The 19,444-nt window shown below is 71.2% G+C and carries 16 protein-coding genes and 2 pseudogenes; 15 read left to right on the plus strand and 3 right to left on the minus strand.

Annotated features, from left to right (window positions below):
* The first annotated feature begins 2 nt into the window (after positions 1 to 2).
* The 13 genes from AB0959_RS08375 to AB0959_RS08435 all read left to right on the plus strand — a co-directional run bounded on the left by AB0959_RS08375 (position 3) and on the right by AB0959_RS08435 (position 12,512).
* Positions 3 to 806, plus strand: a complete 804-nt coding sequence (locus AB0959_RS08375; RefSeq protein ID WP_366825535.1) for an ABC transporter permease — start codon at positions 3 to 5, stop codon at positions 804 to 806.
* Positions 803 to 2,062 (plus strand): MCE family protein, encoded by a 1,260-nt coding sequence (locus AB0959_RS08380; protein WP_366825536.1) that lies wholly within the window; start codon positions 803 to 805, stop codon positions 2,060 to 2,062. The genes AB0959_RS08375 and AB0959_RS08380 overlap by 4 nt, the downstream gene beginning before the upstream one ends.
* Positions 2,059 to 3,096 (plus strand): MlaD family protein, encoded by a 1,038-nt coding sequence (locus AB0959_RS08385; RefSeq protein ID WP_366825537.1) that lies wholly within the window; start codon positions 2,059 to 2,061, stop codon positions 3,094 to 3,096. The genes AB0959_RS08380 and AB0959_RS08385 overlap by 4 nt, the downstream gene beginning before the upstream one ends.
* Before the next feature lie 311 nt (positions 3,097 to 3,407).
* The gene (locus AB0959_RS08390; protein WP_366825717.1) at positions 3,408 to 4,445 is read left to right on the plus strand and encodes an MCE family protein; all 1,038 of its coding nucleotides are present in this window, start codon (positions 3,408 to 3,410) and stop codon (positions 4,443 to 4,445) included.
* Complete coding sequence (locus tag AB0959_RS08395) at positions 4,442 to 5,575, plus strand: MCE family protein (protein ID WP_366825538.1); 1,134 nt, start codon at positions 4,442 to 4,444, stop codon at positions 5,573 to 5,575. Before AB0959_RS08390 ends, AB0959_RS08395 begins: the two co-directional genes overlap by 4 nt.
* Positions 5,572 to 6,930: an MCE family protein gene (locus tag AB0959_RS08400; RefSeq protein ID WP_366825539.1), complete on the plus strand. Its 1,359-nt coding sequence runs from the start codon at positions 5,572 to 5,574 to the stop codon at positions 6,928 to 6,930. Before AB0959_RS08395 ends, AB0959_RS08400 begins: the two co-directional genes overlap by 4 nt.
* Positions 6,927 to 8,204 (plus strand): MlaD family protein, encoded by a 1,278-nt coding sequence (locus tag AB0959_RS08405; protein WP_366825540.1) that lies wholly within the window; start codon positions 6,927 to 6,929, stop codon positions 8,202 to 8,204. The genes AB0959_RS08400 and AB0959_RS08405 overlap by 4 nt, the downstream gene beginning before the upstream one ends.
* Positions 8,177 to 8,722, plus strand: coding sequence for a hypothetical protein (locus AB0959_RS08410; protein ID WP_366825541.1), 546 nt, complete (start codon positions 8,177 to 8,179; stop codon positions 8,720 to 8,722). Before AB0959_RS08405 ends, AB0959_RS08410 begins: the two co-directional genes overlap by 28 nt.
* A 26-nt stretch (positions 8,723 to 8,748) precedes the next feature.
* A complete protein-coding gene (locus tag AB0959_RS08415) occupies positions 8,749 to 9,486 on the plus strand; it encodes a hypothetical protein (protein ID WP_366825542.1) in 738 nt (245 codons plus the stop codon).
* A gap of 161 nt (positions 9,487 to 9,647) precedes the next feature.
* Positions 9,648 to 10,469 carry a TIM barrel protein gene (locus tag AB0959_RS08420; RefSeq protein ID WP_366825543.1) on the plus strand — a complete coding sequence of 274 codons (822 nt, stop codon included), beginning with the start codon at positions 9,648 to 9,650 and terminating at the stop codon, positions 10,467 to 10,469.
* A gap of 26 nt (positions 10,470 to 10,495) precedes the next feature.
* Positions 10,496 to 11,389, plus strand: coding sequence for a 2-hydroxy-3-oxopropionate reductase (locus AB0959_RS08425; RefSeq protein ID WP_366825544.1), 894 nt, complete (start codon positions 10,496 to 10,498; stop codon positions 11,387 to 11,389).
* A 238-nt stretch (positions 11,390 to 11,627) separates the two neighbouring features.
* Positions 11,628 to 12,254, plus strand: a complete 627-nt coding sequence (locus tag AB0959_RS08430) for a TIGR04222 domain-containing membrane protein (protein ID WP_366825545.1) — start codon at positions 11,628 to 11,630, stop codon at positions 12,252 to 12,254.
* A gap of 12 nt (positions 12,255 to 12,266) precedes the next feature.
* On the plus strand, positions 12,267 to 12,512 hold the full coding sequence (locus tag AB0959_RS08435) for a hypothetical protein (RefSeq protein ID WP_366825546.1): 246 nt from the start codon (positions 12,267 to 12,269) through the stop codon (positions 12,510 to 12,512).
* A 65-nt stretch (positions 12,513 to 12,577) separates the two neighbouring features.
* On the opposite strand, the gene gcl is transcribed toward AB0959_RS08435, so the two are convergent.
* On the minus strand, positions 12,578 to 14,317 hold the full coding sequence (gcl, locus tag AB0959_RS08440) for a glyoxylate carboligase (RefSeq protein WP_366825547.1): 1,740 nt from the start codon (positions 14,315 to 14,317) through the stop codon (positions 12,578 to 12,580).
* A 289-nt stretch (positions 14,318 to 14,606) separates the two neighbouring features.
* On the opposite strand from gcl, the pseudogene AB0959_RS08445 reads away from it, so the two are divergent.
* Positions 14,607 to 14,864, plus strand: a pseudogene (locus tag AB0959_RS08445) (hypothetical protein); the annotation flags it as partial.
* A gap of 870 nt (positions 14,865 to 15,734) precedes the next feature.
* Positions 15,735 to 16,115 (plus strand): annotated as a pseudogene (locus tag AB0959_RS08450) (hypothetical protein); the annotation flags it as partial.
* An 18-nt stretch (positions 16,116 to 16,133) separates the two neighbouring features.
* On the opposite strand, the gene AB0959_RS08455 reads toward AB0959_RS08450, so the two are convergent.
* Together AB0959_RS08455 and AB0959_RS08460 are read right to left on the minus strand one after the other, a co-directional pair.
* Complete coding sequence (locus AB0959_RS08455) at positions 16,134 to 17,753, minus strand: AMP-binding protein (RefSeq protein WP_366825548.1); 1,620 nt, start codon at positions 17,751 to 17,753, stop codon at positions 16,134 to 16,136.
* Positions 17,750 to 19,429: an AMP-binding protein gene (locus tag AB0959_RS08460; protein ID WP_366825549.1), complete on the minus strand. Its 1,680-nt coding sequence runs from the start codon at positions 19,427 to 19,429 to the stop codon at positions 17,750 to 17,752. Before AB0959_RS08460 ends, AB0959_RS08455 begins: the two co-directional genes overlap by 4 nt.
* Between the last annotated feature and the right edge of the window lie 15 nt (positions 19,430 to 19,444).

Below are 19,444 nucleotides of genomic sequence, written 5' to 3' on the forward strand. Positions count from 1 at the left end.
GCATGGCACTGTCGAATCGTCTGGAGGAGCTGGGTGCCCAGCTGACCTTCTACGGGCGGTCCCTGGCCTGGACCGGCCGCACCCTGCGCCGCTACAAGAAGGAGATCCTGCGGCTCCTCGCCGAGGTGAGCTTCGGCCGCGGCGCCCTCGCGGTCGTGGGCGGCACGGTCGGCGTGATCGCCTTCCTGTCGTTCTTCACGGGCACCGAGGTCGGCCTCCAGGGCTACGCGGCCCTCAACCAGCTCGGCACCTCGAACTTCGTGGCGTTCCTGTCGGCATACTTCAACACCCGGGAGATCGCGCCACTGGTGGCCGGGCTTGCCCTGTCCGCCACCGTGGGCGCGGGGTTCACCGCGCAGCTCGGCGCGATGCGGATCAGCGAGGAGACCGACGCGCTGGAAGTGATGGGCGTGCCCTCGCTGCCGTTCCTGGTGACGACCCGGATGATCGCCGGTTTCGTCGCCGTGATCCCGCTGTACGTGATCGGGCTGCTCTCCTCGTACCTGGCCGCCCGCACCATCACCACCGTCTACTACGGGCAGTCGACGGGCACTTACGACCACTACTTCCACCAGTACCTGCCGCCGGTCGACGTGCTGTGGTCCTTCGGCAAGGTGATCGTCTTCGCCGTCCTGATCATCCTGGTGCACTGCTACTACGGCTACCACGCGAGCGGCGGCCCGGCCGGCGTCGGTGTCGCGGTGGGCCGCGCCGTGCGCACGTCCATCGTGGCGATCAACGTCCTGGACTTCTTCCTCAGCCTCGCCATCTGGGGCGCCAACACGACCGTACGGATCGCGGGATGAGGCCGGTGCGAAGGATCAGACTGCGGTTGTACGGCGTCGTCTTCCTCGTCGTACTCGCCCTGCTGCTGTCGCTCGCCGTGGCCGTCTACCAGCAGGCGTTCACCTCCGTCGTACGGATCACCCTGGAGGCCGACACCCTCGGCAACCAGCTCGATCCGCGCGCCGACGTCAAGCTGCGCGGGCTCCTGGTCGGCGAGGTGCGCGAGGTGCACGCGGACGGGAGGAAGGCGACGCTCGACATCGCCCTCAAGCCGGAGTACGTCACGTACATCCCGGCGGACGTGCACGCGCGGCTGCTGCCCAAGACGCTGTTCGGTGAGAAGTACGTCGACCTGGTCGCACCGCGCGGGGCTTCGGCCCGGCCCATCCGTGCAGGGGACGTCATCACGCAGGACCGCACCAGGGCCGGCATCGAGGTGCAGCAGCTGATGAACGACCTGCTGCCGCTGCTGCGCGCCGTCAGGCCGGGTGAACTCAACGCCACGCTCTCGGCGTTCGCCACCGCGCTCGAGGGCCGCGGCGACCGGATCGGCGACAACCTCACCCGGGTCGAGGGATATCTGCGCCGCCTCAACCCGCATCTGCCGTCCCTCAAGGAGGACATCTCGCGCTTCGCCGACGTGGCGGAGGTGTACGGGGACGCCGCGCCCGACCTGTTGAGGATCCTGCGGAACACGGTCACCACCAGCCGCACGCTCGTCGAGAAGAAGGACCGGCTGGCCGCCGCCCTCCGCTCCACGACCACCACCGCGGGCACCGCGGAGGACTTCCTCGACGAGAACGGCGACCGGCTGATCACCCTCGGCCGGGTCTCCCGCCCCACGCTGGAGCTCTTCGCCCGCTACTCCCCCGAGTACCCCTGTCTGCTCGACGGACTGGTCCGGCAGGAGCAGGCGTCGGAGGACGCGTTCCGGGGCGGCACGATGCACATCACCCTCGAAGTCGTCCGTCCGCAGGGGGCGTACGAGCCCGGTGAGGAACCGCGCTACGGGGAGCGGTCGGGGCCGGACTGCCGGGGGCTGCCGCATCCGGGGGTGCCCGCTCCGCACACCGACCTCAAGGACGGGACGGCGTCGGGGAGTTCGGGCGGCGGCGGACTGCCCGGCGGGCTCGGTGTGTCCGCCACCGGGGCAGAGCAGCGGGCCGTGGGCTCGCTCGTGGCTCCCGTCATGGGCGTACCCGCGGACGAGGTGCCGCCCGTGGCGACCCTGCTGTTCGGTCCGCTGGTCCGTGGGACGGCGGTGAGCGTGGCATGAGGACGAGGGGAGCGCGCCAAGCGATGGCGCCGTTGGTGAAGTTCAGTCTGTTCGCGCTGGTCACGATGGTGGCTACGGCCCTGCTCGCCGCCACCATCGTCAACGTCGACTTCACTCCGAAGCACACGTACCACGCGGTGTTCAGCGATGTGACCGGGCTGGAGAAGGGCGACGACATCCGTGTCGCCGGAGTGCGGGTCGGCGAGGTCGAGGGCATCCGGATCAAGGACCGGACACTGGCCGAGGTCACGTTCACCGTCACCGCGGACCGGCCGCTGCCGGCCGGCACCGGCGCGGTCGTCCGCTACCGCAACCTGGTGGGACAGCGGTACGTCGCGCTGACCGAGGGCACGGGCGACGGCACCCGGCTCCGGCCCGGCGGCACCATCCCGCTGTCCAGGACCCGGCCCGCGCTGGACCTCAACGCGCTGCTGAACGGCTTCAAGCCGTTGTTCGCCGCGCTCAGCCCGCACGACGTCAACCAGCTGGCCACCGAGATCATCCGGACGCTCCAGGGAGAGGGCGGCACGGTGAACAGCCTGCTCGCGCACACGGCTTCGCTCACGACCACGCTCGCCGACCGCGACGAGCTGATCGGCTCCGTGATCGACAACCTCAACACCGTGCTGGACACGCTCGACCGGCGCGGCGCCCGTTTCTCCGCGCTGCTGACGCAGCTGCGGCGGGTGGTCTCCGGGCTGGCCGCCGACCGCAAGCCCATCGGGGCGTCCCTGGCGGGCATCGCGGACCTCACGGACGCCACGTCGGGGCTGCTGAAGGACGCGCGTCCGCCGCTGAAGGACGACATCGCCGGGCTGAACGAGCTCACCGGAACGCTGAACGACAACGAGAAGACCGTGGAGGGAGTGCTGAAGCGGCTGCCGAACAAGCTGAACGAGCTGACAGGGACGGCGTCCTACGGCTCGTGGTTCAACTTCTACCTCTGCGACTTCGACGGCCGGATCGTGCTGCCGAAGACCAAGCAGGTGCTCACCCCCGAACTCCACGTGGCGCGGGCGAGGTGCGGCGGATGAGCGGGCGACAGATGAACGGGCGACGCATGGTGCCGCGCCGGAAGCGGCGGCCGGAGCCTTTGGTGAAGGTGCGGATCCTGCCACCGAAGCTGCCCCGGCTGCCCAAGCTGCAGCGGCTGCCGCGGCCTTCTCGGCCGCGCCTGCTCCCGCGCGGAAAGCAGCGGCCGGAGCCCCTGGTGAAGGTGCGCATCCTGCCACCGAAGCTGCCTCGGCCGCCCATGCGGCCCAAGCGGCCCGATCTGCCCAAGCCGCCCGGACCGAGCCCGCTCACGCGCCGACGGCAACGGCCCGAGCCGCTCGTCAAGGTGCGCATCCTGCCACCCGAACTGCCCGGTCTGCCCCGGCTGTTGCCCCGCAGGGGACACCGTCCGACGCCTTTCCGTGACCGCAACCCCGTGGTCATCGGCGCCGTCGGTCTCACCGTCCTGGCGCTGCTGGCCGTCGCCGCGTTCAACGCCGACCGGCTGCCGCTCATCGGCGACGGCGAGACGTACAGCGCCGCCTTCTCGGAGGCGGGCGGTCTCAAGCCGGGCGACGAGGTGCGGATCGCCGGGGTCAAGGTCGGCAAGGTCGAGGAGGTCGACCTGGACGGCGACCACGTCAAGGTGACCTTCAAGGTCAAGGGCGAGCCGGAGTTCGGCACCGACACCGGCGCGTCGATCCGGGTGAAGACGATCCTTGGCGCGAAGTACCTGGCACTGCACCCGAAGGGCCCGGGCCGGTTGAAGCCCGGAGTTGAGATCCCGCTGCGGCGGACGGTGTCGGCGTACGACGTCGTGCAGGCGTTCAGCGATCTGACGACCACGACGGAGAAGGTCGACACGGACCGGCTCGCGAGGGCGCTGGACACGATCTCCACCACCTTCCAGGACTCGCCCGCGGAGGTACGGGCGTCCGTCGAGGGACTGTCGAGGATCTCCCGGACGATCGCCTCACGCGACAAGGCGCTGCGCGGGCTCCTCGACCACGCCCAGGGAGTCACCAAGGTGCTGGCCGAGCGCTCGAAGGACTTCTCCGCGCTGGTGAAGGACGGCGACGAACTGTTGCGGGAGATCAGCAGGCGGCGGGAGGCGATCCACCAACTCCTCAAGAGCTCGGCCCTGTTGGGCGTCGAGCTGTCCGGCCTGGTCGAGGACAACCGCAAGCAGATCGGTCCCGCTCTCAAGAACCTCGACACGTTCGTCAGCATGCTCGAACGCAACCAGGCGAGCCTCGACCGGAGTGTCGAGCTGCTCGCTCCGTACGTGCGGGTCTTCACCAACACCCTCGGAAACGGCCACTGGTTCGACTCCTACGTCCAGAACCTGGTCGCGGCTCCGGTGGTTCCCAGGACGGGAGGCACACGATGACTGGACGCTTCCCCGTACGGCGAGGCCTTGGCCTGCTCACGGCGCTCGCCGTCGTCGCCGCGCTCGCCGTCGTGCTGTGGCCGCGCTCCGAGAAGGTCCACGTCACGGCGTACTTCCCGCGCACCGTCGGTATCTACCCCGGCTCGGACGTCCGCGTCCTCGGCGTCCGCGTCGGCGAGGTCGAGGACATCACTCCGGAGGGCGGCCGGGTGCGGGTGGAGCTGGAGTACGACCAGGGCCGCCGGATCCCCGCGGACGCGCAGGCCGCCATCATCAACTCCTCGGTGGTGAGCGACCGTTACGTGCAGCTGCTGCCGGTGTACCGGAAGGGGCCGGTGCTGCGGGACGGCGACGTCATCCCCGAGTCGCGCACGGCCGTCCCCGTCGAGCTGGACCGGATCTTCGACAGCCTGCACACCACCTCCGAGGCACTCGGCCCGAAGGGCGCCAACAAGGACGGCTCCCTGTCGCGCCTGCTGGGCGTGAGCGCGGACAACCTCGACGGGCAGGGCGAGAACCTCAACCGGACGGTGGAGGACCTCTCGCAGGCGGTCACCACGCTGTCCGACGGCCGCGAGGACCTGTTCGGCACCGTACGCAACCTTCAGGTGTTCACCGCCGCGCTGGCGGCCGACGACAAGAGCGTGCGGTCCTTCAACAGCGACCTCGCCGAGGTGGCGGGGCAGCTCGCCGGGGAGCGTGAGGACCTCGCGGCGGCGCTGAAGCACCTGGGCGCGGCCCTCGGAGACGTGTCCGGCTTCGTGAAGGGCAACAAGAAGGAGCTGACCTCCGACGTGCGGTCCCTCAGCAAGGTCACCAAGGTCCTCGTCACCCAACGGGCCGCACTGCAGGAGCTGTTGGAGGTAGCTCCGACGGGGCTGTCGAACCAGCAGAACACGTACAACGCCTCCGCCGGCACCCTCGACACCCGCAACAACGCACAGCAGGCGCAGGATCCGGCCGCCCTGCTCTGCTCCCTCCTGAGGACGACCGGCGACGAGGGCGGCAGGAATCCCGACTGCAAGGAGCTGAAGAAACTGTTCGACTCCCTGCCCGAGGTGCCGTCGGCCCCGGCCGGGACGGGCACGGTCGACCGGACGCTGGGCGGGATCCTGGGGGCCGGCGCATGAGTGTCTCCCGCAGGACGAGGGTGGCCGCGTGGGCGGCGGCCGGTTCGGTGCTGCTGTCGGGGCTGCTGACGGGCTGCGAGTTCAACGGCTGGTACGACGTCCCGCTCCCCGGGGGAGCCGCGGCGGACGGGCACGCCTACCACGTCACGGTCGAGTTCCGGGACGTGCTGGACCTGGTCCCGCAGTCGGCCGTCAAGGTGAACAACGTGACCGTGGGCGCCGTCGAGAAGGTGGAGCTGGACGGCTGGCACGCCCGGGTGCGGCTGCGGGTGGCCGACTCGGTGAGGCTGCCCGGCAACGCGGTCGCGGAGCTGCGGCAGACCAGCATGCTCGGCGAGAAGTACGTGGCCCTGTCCCGGCCGACCGGTGTCGAGCCCGTGGGGCGGCTGCGCGACGGCGACCGGATCCCGCTGTCCCGCAGCGGCCGGGACCCGGAGATCGAGGAGGTGCTGTCCGCCCTCTCCGCGCTCCTCAACGGCGGCGGGGTCGCCCAGCTCAAGACGATCACCGTGGAGCTCGACAAGGCCCTGGACGGCCGGGAGAACCGGGTCAGGTCGCTTCTGAAGGAACTCGACACGTTCCTGGGCGGGCTCGACGACCAACGCGCGGAGATCGTCCGCGCGCTCAAGGGCGTCGACCGGCTGGCGAAGCGGCTGCGGACGGAGAAGAAGACGATCGCCGTGGCCGTCGACACGTTGCCGCCCGCGCTGAAGGTCCTCGCCGACCAGCGCCAGGACCTGACGCGCATGCTCACCGCCCTGTCGAAGCTCGGCGAGACCGGCACCAGGGTCGTCAACGCCTCGCGGGACGACACCGTCGCCAACCTCAGGCACCTGAGGCCGATCCTCGCTCAGTTGAACAAGGCGGGCAGCGATCTGCCCAACTCCCTTGAGTTGCTGACCACTTACCCGTTCCCGCGCAACGCGGCGGATGCCATCAAGGGCGACTACGTCAACCTCCACCTCACGGCCGACCTCGACCTGGCGGGCCTCTACGGCAACCTCACCGACGACGGGAAGGGGTCGGGCGGTGGAGACGGCGACAGCGACTCGGGCGGGAACGGCGCACCGGACGTGCCGGGCCTCCCGGACGTGCCCGGCGTCCCGACGCCGACCTCGCTGCCCGGCACCCCGGACACGCCTGACACGCCTGACGTGCCCGTCGAGCCGTCGGCGCCCGGGGACGGCGGCGACCCGCTGTGCCCGCCGGTGTGCACCGCGAGTTACGGCAGCGCGGGCTACGGCACCACGGGTTACGGCACCACGGGCTCCGGGACCGGAGCCGCCTCCGGCCGTCTCCCACAGGGCGTCGACCTCGCTCTCGCCGAGCTCCTGCTGAAGGGGATGCAGCCGTGATCACACGTACGGTCAAGGCCCAGTTGCTCGCCTTCGCCACGGTCACCGCCGTCGGGGTGTCGTACGTCGGCGCCGAGTACACCGGCCTGGTGGACGACGTGCTCGACCGCGGCTACACCGTGCGGGCCGACTTCGCCGACTCCGGGGGCGTCTTCTCCGGCTCCGAGGTCACCTACCGCGGGGTGCCGGTGGGCCGGGTGGGCGCGCTGCGGCTGACCGGTGACGGCGTGTCCGTGGCCCTGAAGATCGAGGACGACGCGCCGCGCATCCCGGCCGACACGCTGGCGGTGGTGGCCAACCGGTCGGCGGTGGGCGAGCAGTACGTGGACCTGCAACCGCGGCGGCGGGGCGGTCCGTACCTGATCGACGGCAGCCCGATCCCACGCGACCGCACCCGCCTGCCGCTGCCCACCACCGACCTCGTGCTCGGTCTGGACCGGCTGGTGAACTCGGTGGGCAAGGACGATCTGCACACCACCGTCGACGAGTTGGGCAAGGCCTTCTCCGGCACCGGACCGGCGCTGAGCAGGCTGGTGGACTCGGGCAACGAACTCGTCGAGGAGGCCTCGCGGAATCTCCCGGAGACGGTCTCGCTGATAGAGGACTCGCGGACGGTGCTGAGGACGCAGGCCGATCAGGGGTCGGCCATCAGGTCGTTCTCGCGCGATCTGGCCTCGCTCACGGCGCAGTTGAAGTCGAGCGACCCGGACCTGCGCCGGCTGGTCGGCAACGCGGCCCCGGCCGCGCAGGAGGTCGACTCACTGCTGAGGTCCACCCGGCCGGACCTGCCGGTCCTGCTGGCCAACCTGATCAGCGGCGGCCAGGTCACCGTGGCCCGGCTGCCCGGTGTCGAACAGGCCCTGGTCACCTTCCCGGTGGTCGTCGCCGGCAGCTACACCGTGGTCCCCGGCGACGGCACCACCCACTTCGGTCTCGTCCTGAACGCGGACGACCCGCCGCCCTGCACCCGGGGTTACGGCGGAACGCGGCGGCGCGACCCCGACGACACCAGCACGCGGACGGCGAACACCGGCGCCCGCTGCACGGCACCGCGCGGCAGCGGCACGTCCGTGCGCGGCGCGCAGAACGCTCCCGGCGCGTCGGCCGGTTCGGGCGATGCCGACCGGGCCGCGTACGTGACCCCGTACGACCCGGAGACCGGCACCGCCGCCGGCCCGGACGGGACGCCCGTCGAGATCGGCTCGACGGGCGGCCAACAGACCCTGTTCGGAAAGGAGTCGTGGCAATGGCTGCTCGTCGGACCGATGGCATGAGCAGGGCCCGCATCAACAGGACCCCCGTGAGCGGGGCCCGCATGAGCAGGGCCCGCACCGTGGGGCTGGTGGTGGCGACCGTCCTCACCACCGTCCTGGCGATCTGGCTGAGCCTCCAGCTCCACGAACAGCGAGGGGCGGAGCAGCGGCGTCAGGACATCCTCGCCGCGGCCCGCCAGTCGGCGCTGAACTTCACCTCGCTCGACTACCGGCACTACGACCGGGACAGCGGGAACGTGCTGGAGGGCGCCACGGGCGACTTCAAGAAGCAGTTCGCCGCGCAGACCCGGCAGTTGACCGAGCTCGTCGCCCGGAACAAGTCCGTGTCCGAGGGGCAGGTCCTCGACGCGGGCATCGTGCGGTCCGACGGACGCTCGGCCCGGGTCCTGGTCGTCGCCGACAGCGAGGTGACCAACACCGCCGTGCCCAAGGGCGAGGCACGCACGTACCGGCTCCAGCTGGACCTCGTACGCCAGGGCGGTCGCTGGCTGACGTCCGACGTCGAGTTCGTCGGCTGATGTCACCAGAGCTGAGGAGGACGACCATGGCGAGGACGACCACCCGGGGCACCATGACGGCGGCCGCGCGCGCCGCGGCCAAGCGCGCCCGGCGCGCGGAATCCGTGAAAGAGGCGCCCGGGCAGGACCAGGAGGAGCACTCCGGACGCACCGTGCTCATCGAGGTCCCGGACGGCTGGGAGGACCCGCCGGAACCGGCGGCGGAGTCCGAGGAGGAGCCGGCGGCGGAGTCCGAGGAGGAACCGGCGGAGGGCACACCCCGGCGCCTGCCGCTGCTCGCCCTCGCCCTCTGCGGCGTTCTCGTGGCCGGGCTGGTCGCCGTCGGCGTGCTCGGGTGGCAGTACCGGGAGGGGCGGCAGACGCAGCAGGCCCGTGTCGAGGCCCTGGCGGCCGCGCGGAAGGCGGCGCCGGTCGTGCTGTCGTACGACTATCGGCGGCTGGACCGGGACTTCGCCCGGGCCAGCGCCCAGCTGACCGGGAAGTTCCGTGACGAGTACGCGAGGACGACGAAAACGGTCGTCGGGCCGACGGCCAGGAAGTACCACGGGGTGGTGAAGGCGACGGTGGCGGCGCCCGCGGACGGCGGCGTCCCGGCGGCCTCCGTCGTGTCGGCCGCACCGGACCGGGTCGTGGTCCTGCTGTTCGTCAACCAGGTCACCGAGAGCACCCGGGTGGCGGGACCCCGGGTGGATCTGAACCGGGTGCGGATGACGCTCACCCGTACCTCCGGCGGCTGGAAGGTGAGTGCCGTGGACGCGCTCTGAGCGATGCCCTGGAATCCCCGGAAGTGCCCCCGCGCGGCTCGCGCGGGGGCACATTTCGTGCGCGGCTCTTGACAGCCGCCTCCACCTCTCGGCAGTCTTCCATTGAGCAGAAACTAGTTTCCGCGATACGGAATTCGCAACCGGAATGAGGCTCAGCGCCGATGGGATTCGCAGACCAGCGCTTCAACGTCAACCTGTCGATCCTCTTCACGGAACTCCCGCTCCTGGAGCGCCCCGCGGCCGCCGCAGCGGCGGGCTTCACCGCGGTCGAGCTGTGGTGGCCCTGGGTCGACTCCCCCACCCCCGGGCGGTCCGAGCTCGACGCGCTGAGGAAGGCGATCGAGGACGCGGGCGTCCGGCTCACGGGGCTGAACTTCTACGCGGGACAGCTGCCGGGCCCGGACCGCGGCGCCCTCTCGGTCCCCGGTGAGGAGTCGGAGCGGTTCCGCGCGAACATCGACGTGGCCGCCGACTTCGCCGCCTCCCTCGGCTGCACGGCGCTCAACGCCCTGTACGGCAACCGGGTCGAGGGTGTCGACCCCGCCGAGCAGGACGAACTCGCCCTGGAGAACCTGGTGCTCGCGGCCCGGGCCGCCGACCGGATCGGCGCGATCCTGCTGGTGGAGGCCCTCAACGCACCGGAGTCCCCGCGCTACCCGCTGGTGTCGGCACCGGCGGCCGTAGAGGTCGTCGACAAGGTCAACCGGGCGTCGGGCCTCGGCAACGCGCGGTTCCTGATGGACCTCTACCACCTGTCCATGAACGGCGAGGACCTGCGGCGGGTGATCGACACGTACGCGGACAGGACCGGGCACGTCCAGATCGCCGACAACCCCGGCCGTGGCGCACCGGGCACGGGCGCGCTTCCGCTGGAGGAGTTGCTCGACCAGCTCCACAAGGCCGGTTACGCGGGCTGGGTCGGCCTGGAGTACAAGCCGGGCGACCGGCCGAGCGCCGAGGCCTTCGAGTGGCTGCCCCGCTGACCCCCGTACCGAAAGGCACCCCCGACATGAGCAACGCACTCCCCAAGGTCGCCTGGATAGGCCTCGGCATCATGGGCTCCCCCATGTCCGAGAACCTGATCAAGGCGGGTTACGACGTCACCGGGTTCACGCTGGAGCAGGAGAAGCTGGACCGACTGGCCGCCGCCGGAGGCTCCGTGGCCGGGTCCGTCGCCGAGGCCGTGCGGGACGCCGACGTGATCATCACGATGGTGCCCGCCTCCCCGCAGGTCGAGGCGATCGTGTACGGCCCGGACGGCATCCTGGAGAACGCCGGGCGGGGCGCCCTCCTGATCGACATGTCCTCCATCACCCCACAGACCTCCATCGACCTGGCGTCGGCCGCCAAGGCCAAGGGCATCCGCGTCCTGGACGCCCCCGTGTCCGGCGGTGAGGCCGGTGCGATCGAGGCCGTGCTGTCCATCATGGCCGGCGGGGAACAGGCCGACTTCGACGCCGCACGGCCGGTCTTCGAGGCGCTCGGCAGGACGATCGTGCTGTGCGGCCCGCACGGCTCGGGCCAGACCGTGAAGGCCGCGAACCAGCTGATCGTCGCCGTGAACATCCAGGCGTGCGCCGAGGCCGTGGTGTTCCTGGAGAAGTCCGGCGTGGACCTGAGGGCCGCGCTGGACGTGCTGGGCGGCGGCCTGGCCGGGTCCACGGTGCTGACCCGCAAGAAGGACAACTTCCTGAACCGCGACTTCAAGCCCGGCTTCCGCATCGACCTGCACCACAAGGACATGGGCATCGTGACGGACGCGGCCCGCTCCGTGGGCGCCGCCCTCCCCGTGGGCGCCCTGGTCGCCCAGCTCGTCGCCGGCCTCCGCGCCCAGGGCGACGGCGGCCTGGACCACTCGGCCCTGCTGCGCTCGGTGGAACGCCTCTCCGGCGCCCGGGTCTGACCCCCTCGAACCCCGGGCGGCGCCGGTTGCTGACATCTGTCCTGTCGCGCCCAAGCGCCGGCGCCGCCCGGACCCACGTGTCGCGCCTACGTCTCCGTACGTAGGCCGTCTACGGCACCCTCAAATCAAGCTCTGAACCGGCACCAACAGGCTTCAACTCCCCCCGCCCCCGGGCACATTCTCGTCACACGGAGCCCGTCGGCACGGGGGCGGCGGGCCCCGGCACGGGGGTGATGTGATGGGCGACGTGGTGACGGTGCGGCTCGAACCGCACGAGATCGCGCTCCTGCGGGGCGGTCCCCGCGTCGCCGTCACGGTCGCCGTGGTGGGCCTGCACCTGCGGGGCGCGGTGGAAGCCGGTCGGCCGGGGACGCTGCGAACCGTGGAGGCGGTGCCCGAGGACGCGGTCCCGGGGCTCCCGGGGCAGTCCCCGCCTCCGCTCCCGCCGCTGGAGAGCGCTGTGCGCGCGTCCCTCAACGAGCCGTGCGGGCTGCGGAAGTTGGTGAAACGGCCTGACATCCGTCTTGCGGTGGCCCTGATGCGCGTTCCCCTGGCGGAGGCCGGTCTCCTGCGCTACCCACTGCTCGGCCCCACCCGCGCCGCCCGCCGCCATGTGCGGGCCCTGCGGGAGCTGCACCCCTTGCCCACGAGCAGGCGTGACCTGACGGCCCACGACCAACTGCTCGCCGTCGCTCTGCACGGCGAGGCGGCCCTACGGGCGCTCGCGCCGCGCTTCGCCCTTCGGGCGGGACTTCTCCCCCGGGCCGAGGTGGCGGACAAGGGTTTCCACGGCTCTTCCCGGGGCGGCGGCACGGGCGGTGTCGGGCACTACGGCTGCGGCAGCGGGGGCGGCGGCTCGGACTGAGCGACCATCCCCGTGGCCTACGGGATCCCCGGCCACGGCACGGCCCGGATCAGCTACGCCGGGACGGACGGACAGCCGCACACGGTCAGCGCCCAGCTGCCCCGGCGCGGCAGCGCCCCGGCGGCCGCCTCCGTCGTCCTGGGCAAGGAGGGCGGCAAGGCCACCTGCTCGGTCAGCCTGCACGGCGAGGTCGTGCAGCAGGCCACGGCGTACGGCCGTACGGACGCGCCGAATGCCGGGCGGGACGGGGGGCGCTGACGGGGCGCTGACCGGGGGCTGACGCCGCCTCACCCGGTCCCCCGACTCCGCCGGAGGCCGGTCCTCTAGACGATCTCCTCGAACTCGACCACGTCGCTGATGTCGTTGGTCGTCGACATGGAGATGTTGGTGACGCGCTCCAGGATCGCCTCGACGACGACCGGCACCCGGTACTCGGCGGCGAGCTTCTTCGCCTGCTCGAAGGCGGAACGGAGCTCGTTCGGATCGGTCACCCGGATCGCCTTGCAGCCGAGGCCCTCGGCGACCTTGACGTGATCGACGCCGTAGACGCCCAGTTCGGGCGCGTTGATGTTCTCGAACTCCAGGTTGACCTCGAAGTCGATGCCGAAGGCGCGCTGTGCCTGGCGGATCAGCCCCAAGTAGGCGTTGTTGACGAGGACATGGACGTAGGGGATCCGGTGCTGCGCCCCCACGGCGAGTTCCTCGATCATGAACTGGAAGTCGTAGTCGCCGGAGAGCGCGACGACGGATGCCTCGGGGTCGGCCTTGGCGACGCCGAGCGCGGCCGGGACGGTCCAGCCGAGGGGGCCCGCCTGGCCGCAGTTGATCCAGTGACGGGGCCGGTAGACATGCAGCATCTGGGCGCCGGCGATCTGCGAGAGGCCGATGGTGGTGACGTACCGGGTCTCCGGCCCGAACGCCCTGTTCATCTCCTCGTACACGCGCTGCGGTTTGATGGGGATGTCGTCGAAGTGCGTACGGCGCTGGAGGCGGGCCTTCCTCTCCTGTGCGGCGGCGGCCCAGCCGGACCGGTCGGGCAGCCGGCCGGACTCCTTCAACTCCCGTGCCACCTCGACGAACAGCTTGAGCGCGGCCCTGGCGTCGGACGCGATGCCGTAGTCGGGGGCGAAGATCCTGCCGATCTGGGTGGGCTCGATGTCGACGTGCACGAACGTCCGGCCGGCCGTGTAGACGTCGATCCGGCCGGTGTGGCGGTTGGCCCAGCGGTTGCCGATGCCGAGGACGAAGTCGGACTCCAGGAAGGTCGCGTTGCCGTAGCGGTGCGACGTCTGCAGGCCGACCATGCCGGCGTTCAGCTCGTGGTCGTCGGGGATGACGCCCCAGCCCATGAGGGTGGGGACGACCGGAACGCCGGTCAACTCCGCGAATTCCACCAGCAGTTCGGAGGCGTCGGCGTTGATGACGCCTCCGCCGGCGACGATGAGCGGCCGTTCGGAGTCGCAGAGGAGGGTGAGGGCCTTCTCGATCTGGGCCCGGGTTGCGGCCGGCTTGTAGACCGGCAGCGGCTCGTACGTCTCCGGGTCGAACTCGATCTCGGTGAGCTGGACGTCGACGGGCAGGTCGATGAGAACGGGTCCGGGGCGGCCCGAGCGCATGAGGTGGAAGGCCTGCTGGAAGACACCGGGAACCTGCGCCGCCTCCAGCACGGTGACGGCCATCTTGGTGACCGGCCTGGCGATGGACGCGATGTCGACGGCCTGGAAGTCCTCCTTGTGGAGCACGGCGGTGGGGGCCTGGCCGGTGACGCAGAGGATCGGGACGGAGTCACCGGTCGCGGAGTACAGCCCGGTGATCATGTCGGTGCCGGCCGGTCCTGACGTACCGATGCAGACACCGATGTTGCCCGGGTGGGTGCGGGTGTAGCCCTCGGCCATGTGCGAGGCGCCCTCGACGTGGCGGGCGAGGGTGTGGGTGATGCCGCCGGAGGCCTTGAGCGCGGCGTAGAACGGGTTGATCGCCGCGCCAGGGACACCGAACGCGTCACGGACGCCCTCGCGCTTCAGGATCTCGACTGCCGCGCGGGCAGCGGTCATACGAGCCATGGAGTACTCCTGCTTCGGCTGTCGGACTCGCGCCTCCGTCGCGCCCCGCGGAGTCGCTTTCCGCATAACGGAAAGTTTTTTCTGCTATCTGAAAGCAATGTAGAAGGCGAGGTAGGGGCCGTCAAGGGGTGCGGTGCCGAGTGCGACGGGTGGGGGCGGCGGCGGACGCGGTCGGCGAATCAGGGCTGCCTCTCCGGGCGTTCCGGTGTCGGCGCGGCCCTCGCTGGAGGACGATGGAGGGGGTTGCAGGGGCTGTTGCGGCGCCGAGGGCGCAGTGGTGGGGTGAGCGATGGGCGAGAGCGTCGTGGTGCGGTGCCCGGACTGCCGGCGCGATCACCGGTATGCGGCGCCGGCCTATCCGTGCAGGTGCGGGGCGCCCGTCAGTCCGCCGCTGAACCCTTTCGTCACCCCGACCGTCGTCACCCACCGCACCTGGGACGAGGACTGGGTCGCCGTCCGCTGCGGGGCCTGCGGCCGCGAGGACCAGTGGCCACATCCCGAACTGGGCTGCCCCTGCGGGACGGTGGTACGCGTCCCGGTCGCGGGAACCTTACGGCCGCTGCGTCCACGAGAGCGGTACGCCGGGGACGACGGCACCGGTCTCGTCGACGGCCTCCTCGCCCCGCGGACCGAGACCAGACCGCCGGGTGATCCCCACGTCGACGCAGGGGCAACCGCTACGGGCTCCGGCCCGGACGGCACTCCGGAGCAGGACACCGGGGTCGCGCCGGCGGACAACCTCCCCGGCACGGACACCAGGGTCGCCCGCCCGGGCAAGCATCCGGGCCCGGACACCGAGTTCACACCCCCGGGCAACCACCTCGACCCGAACACCGGGACCCCACGCCCAACCAACCACCCGCACCCGAACACCGAGTTCACACCCCCGGGCAACCACCCGGACCCGGACATCGGGACCACCCACCCCGACAACCACCCCAACCCGAACACCGGGACCCCACGCCCAACCAACCACCCGCACCCGAACACCGAGTTCACACCCCCGGGCAACCACCCGGACCCGGACATCGGGACCACCCACCCCGACAACCACCCCAACCCGAACACCGGGACCCCACGCCCAACCAACCACCCGCACCCGAACACCGAGTTCACACCCCCGGGCAACCACCCGGACCCGGACGCCGCGCCCACGGCCGGTGCGTGCGGTTTCCGCACCGACACCGCGCCCGCCCCCGACCGCAACGACACCACACCGGACGCCAGCCGGTCTGGCGCGCACGCCGGCGAAGGCCAAGACGTGGGCCCCGGCCACCGGTCCGCCCATGCTTCGGCCGACCAGTCCGCCGGCCACCGGGGCAGCGGGGCCTCGGACGCCCCCGCCCGGCCCTCCGGTCCTCACGGGCCCGGGTCCCCGGGCGGCTCGCCCGGCCCCGACCACGTGCCGCCGCCCCCTCGCCCCGCCTTCCAGCCCCTCACGATCCGTTCGGCGCGGGATGCCGTCACCACGGCCGCGCTCTACCTCCGGTGGCTCGGATACCGGGACGTGCGCCGGGCGGACCAGCGGCCACCCTCGGGGGTCGGGCTGGCCGCACGCGGGGTCCTCGCCCAGGTTGATCCGACGGTCCACCCCGCGTCGCTGCGCGACGTCGAGTGCCTGTGGCTGACGGCCATGACGGAGTCCGTGGTCTGTGTGTACTTCTCGCTCGCGGGGTTCGCGCCCGAGGCACGCGGCAGGGCCGACGGTCTCGGAATCCCGCTCTTCGTCCTCGACCTCACCGGGACGCCCCGGCCGGTGAACGCCCCCGCGCGTGAACTGGTCGCGACGGGCGCCTGAGAAAGATCGCGGGGGCGCTCAAAGGGCCTGCCCCGCCCTCCCCGCGTACTTCTCCCGCAACTCGACCTTCCGCACCTTCCCGGACACCGTCATGGGAAAGGCGTCCAGCACCTGCAGCCGGCTCGGGATCTTGTAGTGCGCCAACTGGCCGTCACAGAAGGCGTGGAGCTCCTCCAGGGTCAGCGGGTGCGCCGGATCCCGCGGGATCACACACGCGAGCACCTCCTCCCCGTACCGCTCGTGCGGCACCCCCACCACCTGCACGTCGGCGATCTTGGGGTGCGCGTACAGGAACTCCTCGATCTCGCGTGGGTAGATGTTCTCCCCGCCCCGGATGATCATGTCCTTGATGCGGCCGACGATCTCGACGTACCCGTCCTCCCGCATCACGGCCAGATCCCCCGTGTGCATCCAGCGCCCGGAATCGATGGACTCCGCGGTCTTCTCGGGCTCCTCCCAGTAGCCGAGCATCACGCTGTAGCCCCTGGTGCACAGCTCCCCCGCCGTGCCGCGCGGCTGGGTGACACCACTCACCGGGTCGACGACCTTCACCTCGACGTGCGGGAGGACCCGGCCGACCGTGCCCGTGCGGTGCTCCAGGTCGTCGTCGCGCCGGGTCTGCGTGGAGACCGGCGAGGTCTCCGTCATGCCGTAGCAGATCGAGACCTCGGCCATGTTCATCTCGCCGACCACCCGCTTCATCACCTCCACCGGGCAGGGCGAGCCCGCCATGATGCCGGTGCGCAGGGAGGAGAGGTCGTACGACGCGAAGTCGGGGTGGTTCAACTCCGCGATGAACATGGTGGGTACGCCGTACAGGGACGTGCAGCGCTCCTGCTGGACGGCCTCCAGCGTGGCCCCGGGGTCGAAGGACGGGGCCGGGATCACGATGCAGGCGCCGTGGGACGTGGCGGCCAGATTGCCCATGACCATGCCGAAGCAGTGGTAGAAGGGCACGGGAACGCACACCCGGTCCTGCTCACTGTAGGCGATCATCTCGCCCACGAAGTAGCCGTTGTTGAGGATGTTGTGGTGGGAGAGGGTGGCCCCCTTGGGGAAGCCCGTGGTCCCCGACGTGTACTGGATGTTGATCGGGTCGTCGCAGGAGAGGTCCTCGTACGGAACAGGCGTTCCGCGCGCGATCAGCGCCTCCCAGCTCGGGTCCCCGATGAACACGGTCTCCCGGAGCCGCGGGCACTTTCCCCGCACCTGCTCGATCATCGCCCGGTAGTCGCTCGTCTTGTGGCTGACGGAGGCGAAGAGGAAGGAGATGCCGGCCTGGCCCAGGACGTACTGGACCTCGTGGGTGCGGTAGGCCGGGTTGATGTTGACCATGATCGCGCCGATACGGGCCGTGGCGTACTGGACGAGGACCCATTCCGGACAGTTGACCGCCCAGATGCCCACCCGGTCACCCTTGGCGACCCCGCTCGCGAGCAGCGCGTACGCCAGCTCGTCGACGTCGGCGGCGAACCGGGCATAGGTCCAGCGCCGTCCCGACTCCACGTCGACCAGCGCCTCACGGTCCGGCCAGGCCGCGACGGCCCGGTCCAGGTTGGCCCCGATCGTGTCCCCGAGCAGGGCCGTGCCGCTCGTCCCGTGCGTGTACGACAGCGGTGGGGTCACAGTCACCGTCATCGGAAGTCCTCCTCGCGGTACTCGGCGTCGGAGCCCGCGGCCGTGGCCTCGCGGAGCTCGATGCGGCGGATCTTGCCCGACACGGTCTTCGGGAGCGGGGCGAACTCCAGGCGGCGCACGCGCTTGAAGGGCGCGAGGGTCTCGCGCGAGTGCTCGAAGAGGACCTTGGCCGTGTCCGGACCCGGCTCCCAGCCCTCGGCCAGCACGATGTACGCCTTCGGCACCGCGAGCCGTACCTCGTCCGGGGCCGGCACCACGGCCGCCTCCGCCACGGCCTCGTGCTCCAGCAGCGCGCTCTCCAGCTCGAACGGGGAGATCTTGTAGTCGGAGGCCTTGAACACGTCGTCGGCGCGGCCCACGTAGGTGATGTAGCCGTCGGCGTCCCGGGTTCCGATGTCGCCGGTGCGGTAGTAGCCGCCGGCCATCGCCTCGGCCGTACGATCCGGGTCGCCGTGGTAGCCGGTCATCACGCCCACGGGCCGGCCGTGCAGGTCGAGCGCGATCTCGCCCTCGTCGGCTCCCGGCGCCCCCGAGACGGGGTCGAGGAGCACGACCTTGAAGCCGGGGCTGGGCCGTCCCATCGAGCCGATCCTCAGCTCCTGTCCGGGGCTGTTGGAGACCTGCACGGCCGTCTCCGTCTGCCCGAAGCCGTCGCGGATGGTCACGCCCCAGGCGCGGCGCACCTGTTCGATGACCTCGGGGTTGAGGGGTTCGCCGGCGGCGAGGGCCTCGCGGGGCGGGGTGCGCAGCGCGGTGAGGTCGGACTGGATGAGCATGCGCCACACGGTCGGCGGGGCGCAGAAGGTGGTGACGCCGGCGCGGTCCATCTCCGCCATCAGCCGGGCCGCGTCGAAGCGTGTGTAGTTGTGGATGAAGACGGTCGCCTCGGCGTTCCAGGGGGCGAAGAGGTTGGACCAGGCGTGCTTGGCCCAGCCGGGTGAGGAGATGTTCAGGTGGACGTCGCCGGGCTTCAGACCGATCCAGTACATGGTCGCCAGGTGGCCGATGGGGTACGACACATGGGTGTGCTCGACGAGCTTCGGGCGGGCGGTGGTGCCCGAGGTGAAGTAGAGCATCAGCGGGTCGCCGGCGTTGGTGGGTCCGAGAGGGGTGAAGTCGGGCGACGCGTCGTACGCGCCCTCGTACGCCTGCCAGCCGTCCGGTGCTCCGCCGACCGCGATCCGCGTGTACCGGCCGGGCACCTCGGCGAACTTGCCGGTGTCCTCGGAGCGGGCGATGACGTGCCGTACGCGGCCGCGCTCGACCCGGTCGGTGAGGTCGGCCGTGCCGAGCAGGGGTGTGGCGGGGATGACGACGGCGCCCAGCTTCATCGCGGCCAGGGCGGTCTCCCACAGCTCCACCTGGTTGCCGAGCATGACGAGGACGCGGTGGTCGGGGCGTACGCCCCGGGCGCGCAGCCAGGTGGCGGTACGGGAGGAGCGTTCGGACATCTCGGCGAAGGAGACACGGGTCTCGGAGCCGTCCTCCTCGACGATGTGCAGCGCCGTGCGGTCGTTCCCGCGCGCGATCACGTCGAACCAGTCGAGCGCCCAGTTGAAGTAGTCGGGGCGGGGCCAGACGAAGTCCCGGTAGGCCGTGGCGTAGTCCTCGCGGTGCGCCAGCAGGAAGTCCCGTGCTGCCCGGAACCCGTTCGTGGCGCTCGTCTTCGTCGCCATGTGTCCTCCTCATTG

This window comes from Streptomyces sp. NPDC046862 (assembly GCF_040704615.1).
Lineage (GTDB): Bacteria > Actinomycetota > Actinomycetes > Streptomycetales > Streptomycetaceae > Streptomyces.

Coding starts and splice junctions, on each gene's coding strand:
- AB0959_RS08375 (WP_366825535.1), top strand. CDS start 3: ATGGCACTGTCGAATCGTCTGGAGGAGCTGGGTGCCCAGCTGACCTTC.
- AB0959_RS08380 (WP_366825536.1), top strand. CDS start 803: ATGAGGCCGGTGCGAAGGATCAGACTGCGGTTGTACGGCGTCGTCTTC.
- AB0959_RS08385 (WP_366825537.1), top strand. CDS start 2,059: ATGAGGACGAGGGGAGCGCGCCAAGCGATGGCGCCGTTGGTGAAGTTC.
- AB0959_RS08395 (WP_366825538.1), top strand. CDS start 4,442: ATGACTGGACGCTTCCCCGTACGGCGAGGCCTTGGCCTGCTCACGGCG.
- AB0959_RS08400 (WP_366825539.1), top strand. CDS start 5,572: ATGAGTGTCTCCCGCAGGACGAGGGTGGCCGCGTGGGCGGCGGCCGGT.
- AB0959_RS08410 (WP_366825541.1), top strand. CDS start 8,177: ATGGCTGCTCGTCGGACCGATGGCATGAGCAGGGCCCGCATCAACAGG.
- AB0959_RS08415 (WP_366825542.1), top strand. CDS start 8,749: ATGGCGAGGACGACCACCCGGGGCACCATGACGGCGGCCGCGCGCGCC.
- AB0959_RS08420 (WP_366825543.1), top strand. CDS start 9,648: ATGGGATTCGCAGACCAGCGCTTCAACGTCAACCTGTCGATCCTCTTC.
- AB0959_RS08425 (WP_366825544.1), top strand. CDS start 10,496: ATGAGCAACGCACTCCCCAAGGTCGCCTGGATAGGCCTCGGCATCATG.
- AB0959_RS08430 (WP_366825545.1), top strand. CDS start 11,628: ATGGGCGACGTGGTGACGGTGCGGCTCGAACCGCACGAGATCGCGCTC.
- gcl (WP_366825547.1), bottom strand. CDS start 14,317: ATGGCTCGTATGACCGCTGCCCGCGCGGCAGTCGAGATCCTGAAGCGC.
- AB0959_RS08455 (WP_366825548.1), bottom strand. CDS start 17,753: ATGACGGTGACTGTGACCCCACCGCTGTCGTACACGCACGGGACGAGC.
- AB0959_RS08460 (WP_366825549.1), bottom strand. CDS start 19,429: ATGGCGACGAAGACGAGCGCCACGAACGGGTTCCGGGCAGCACGGGAC.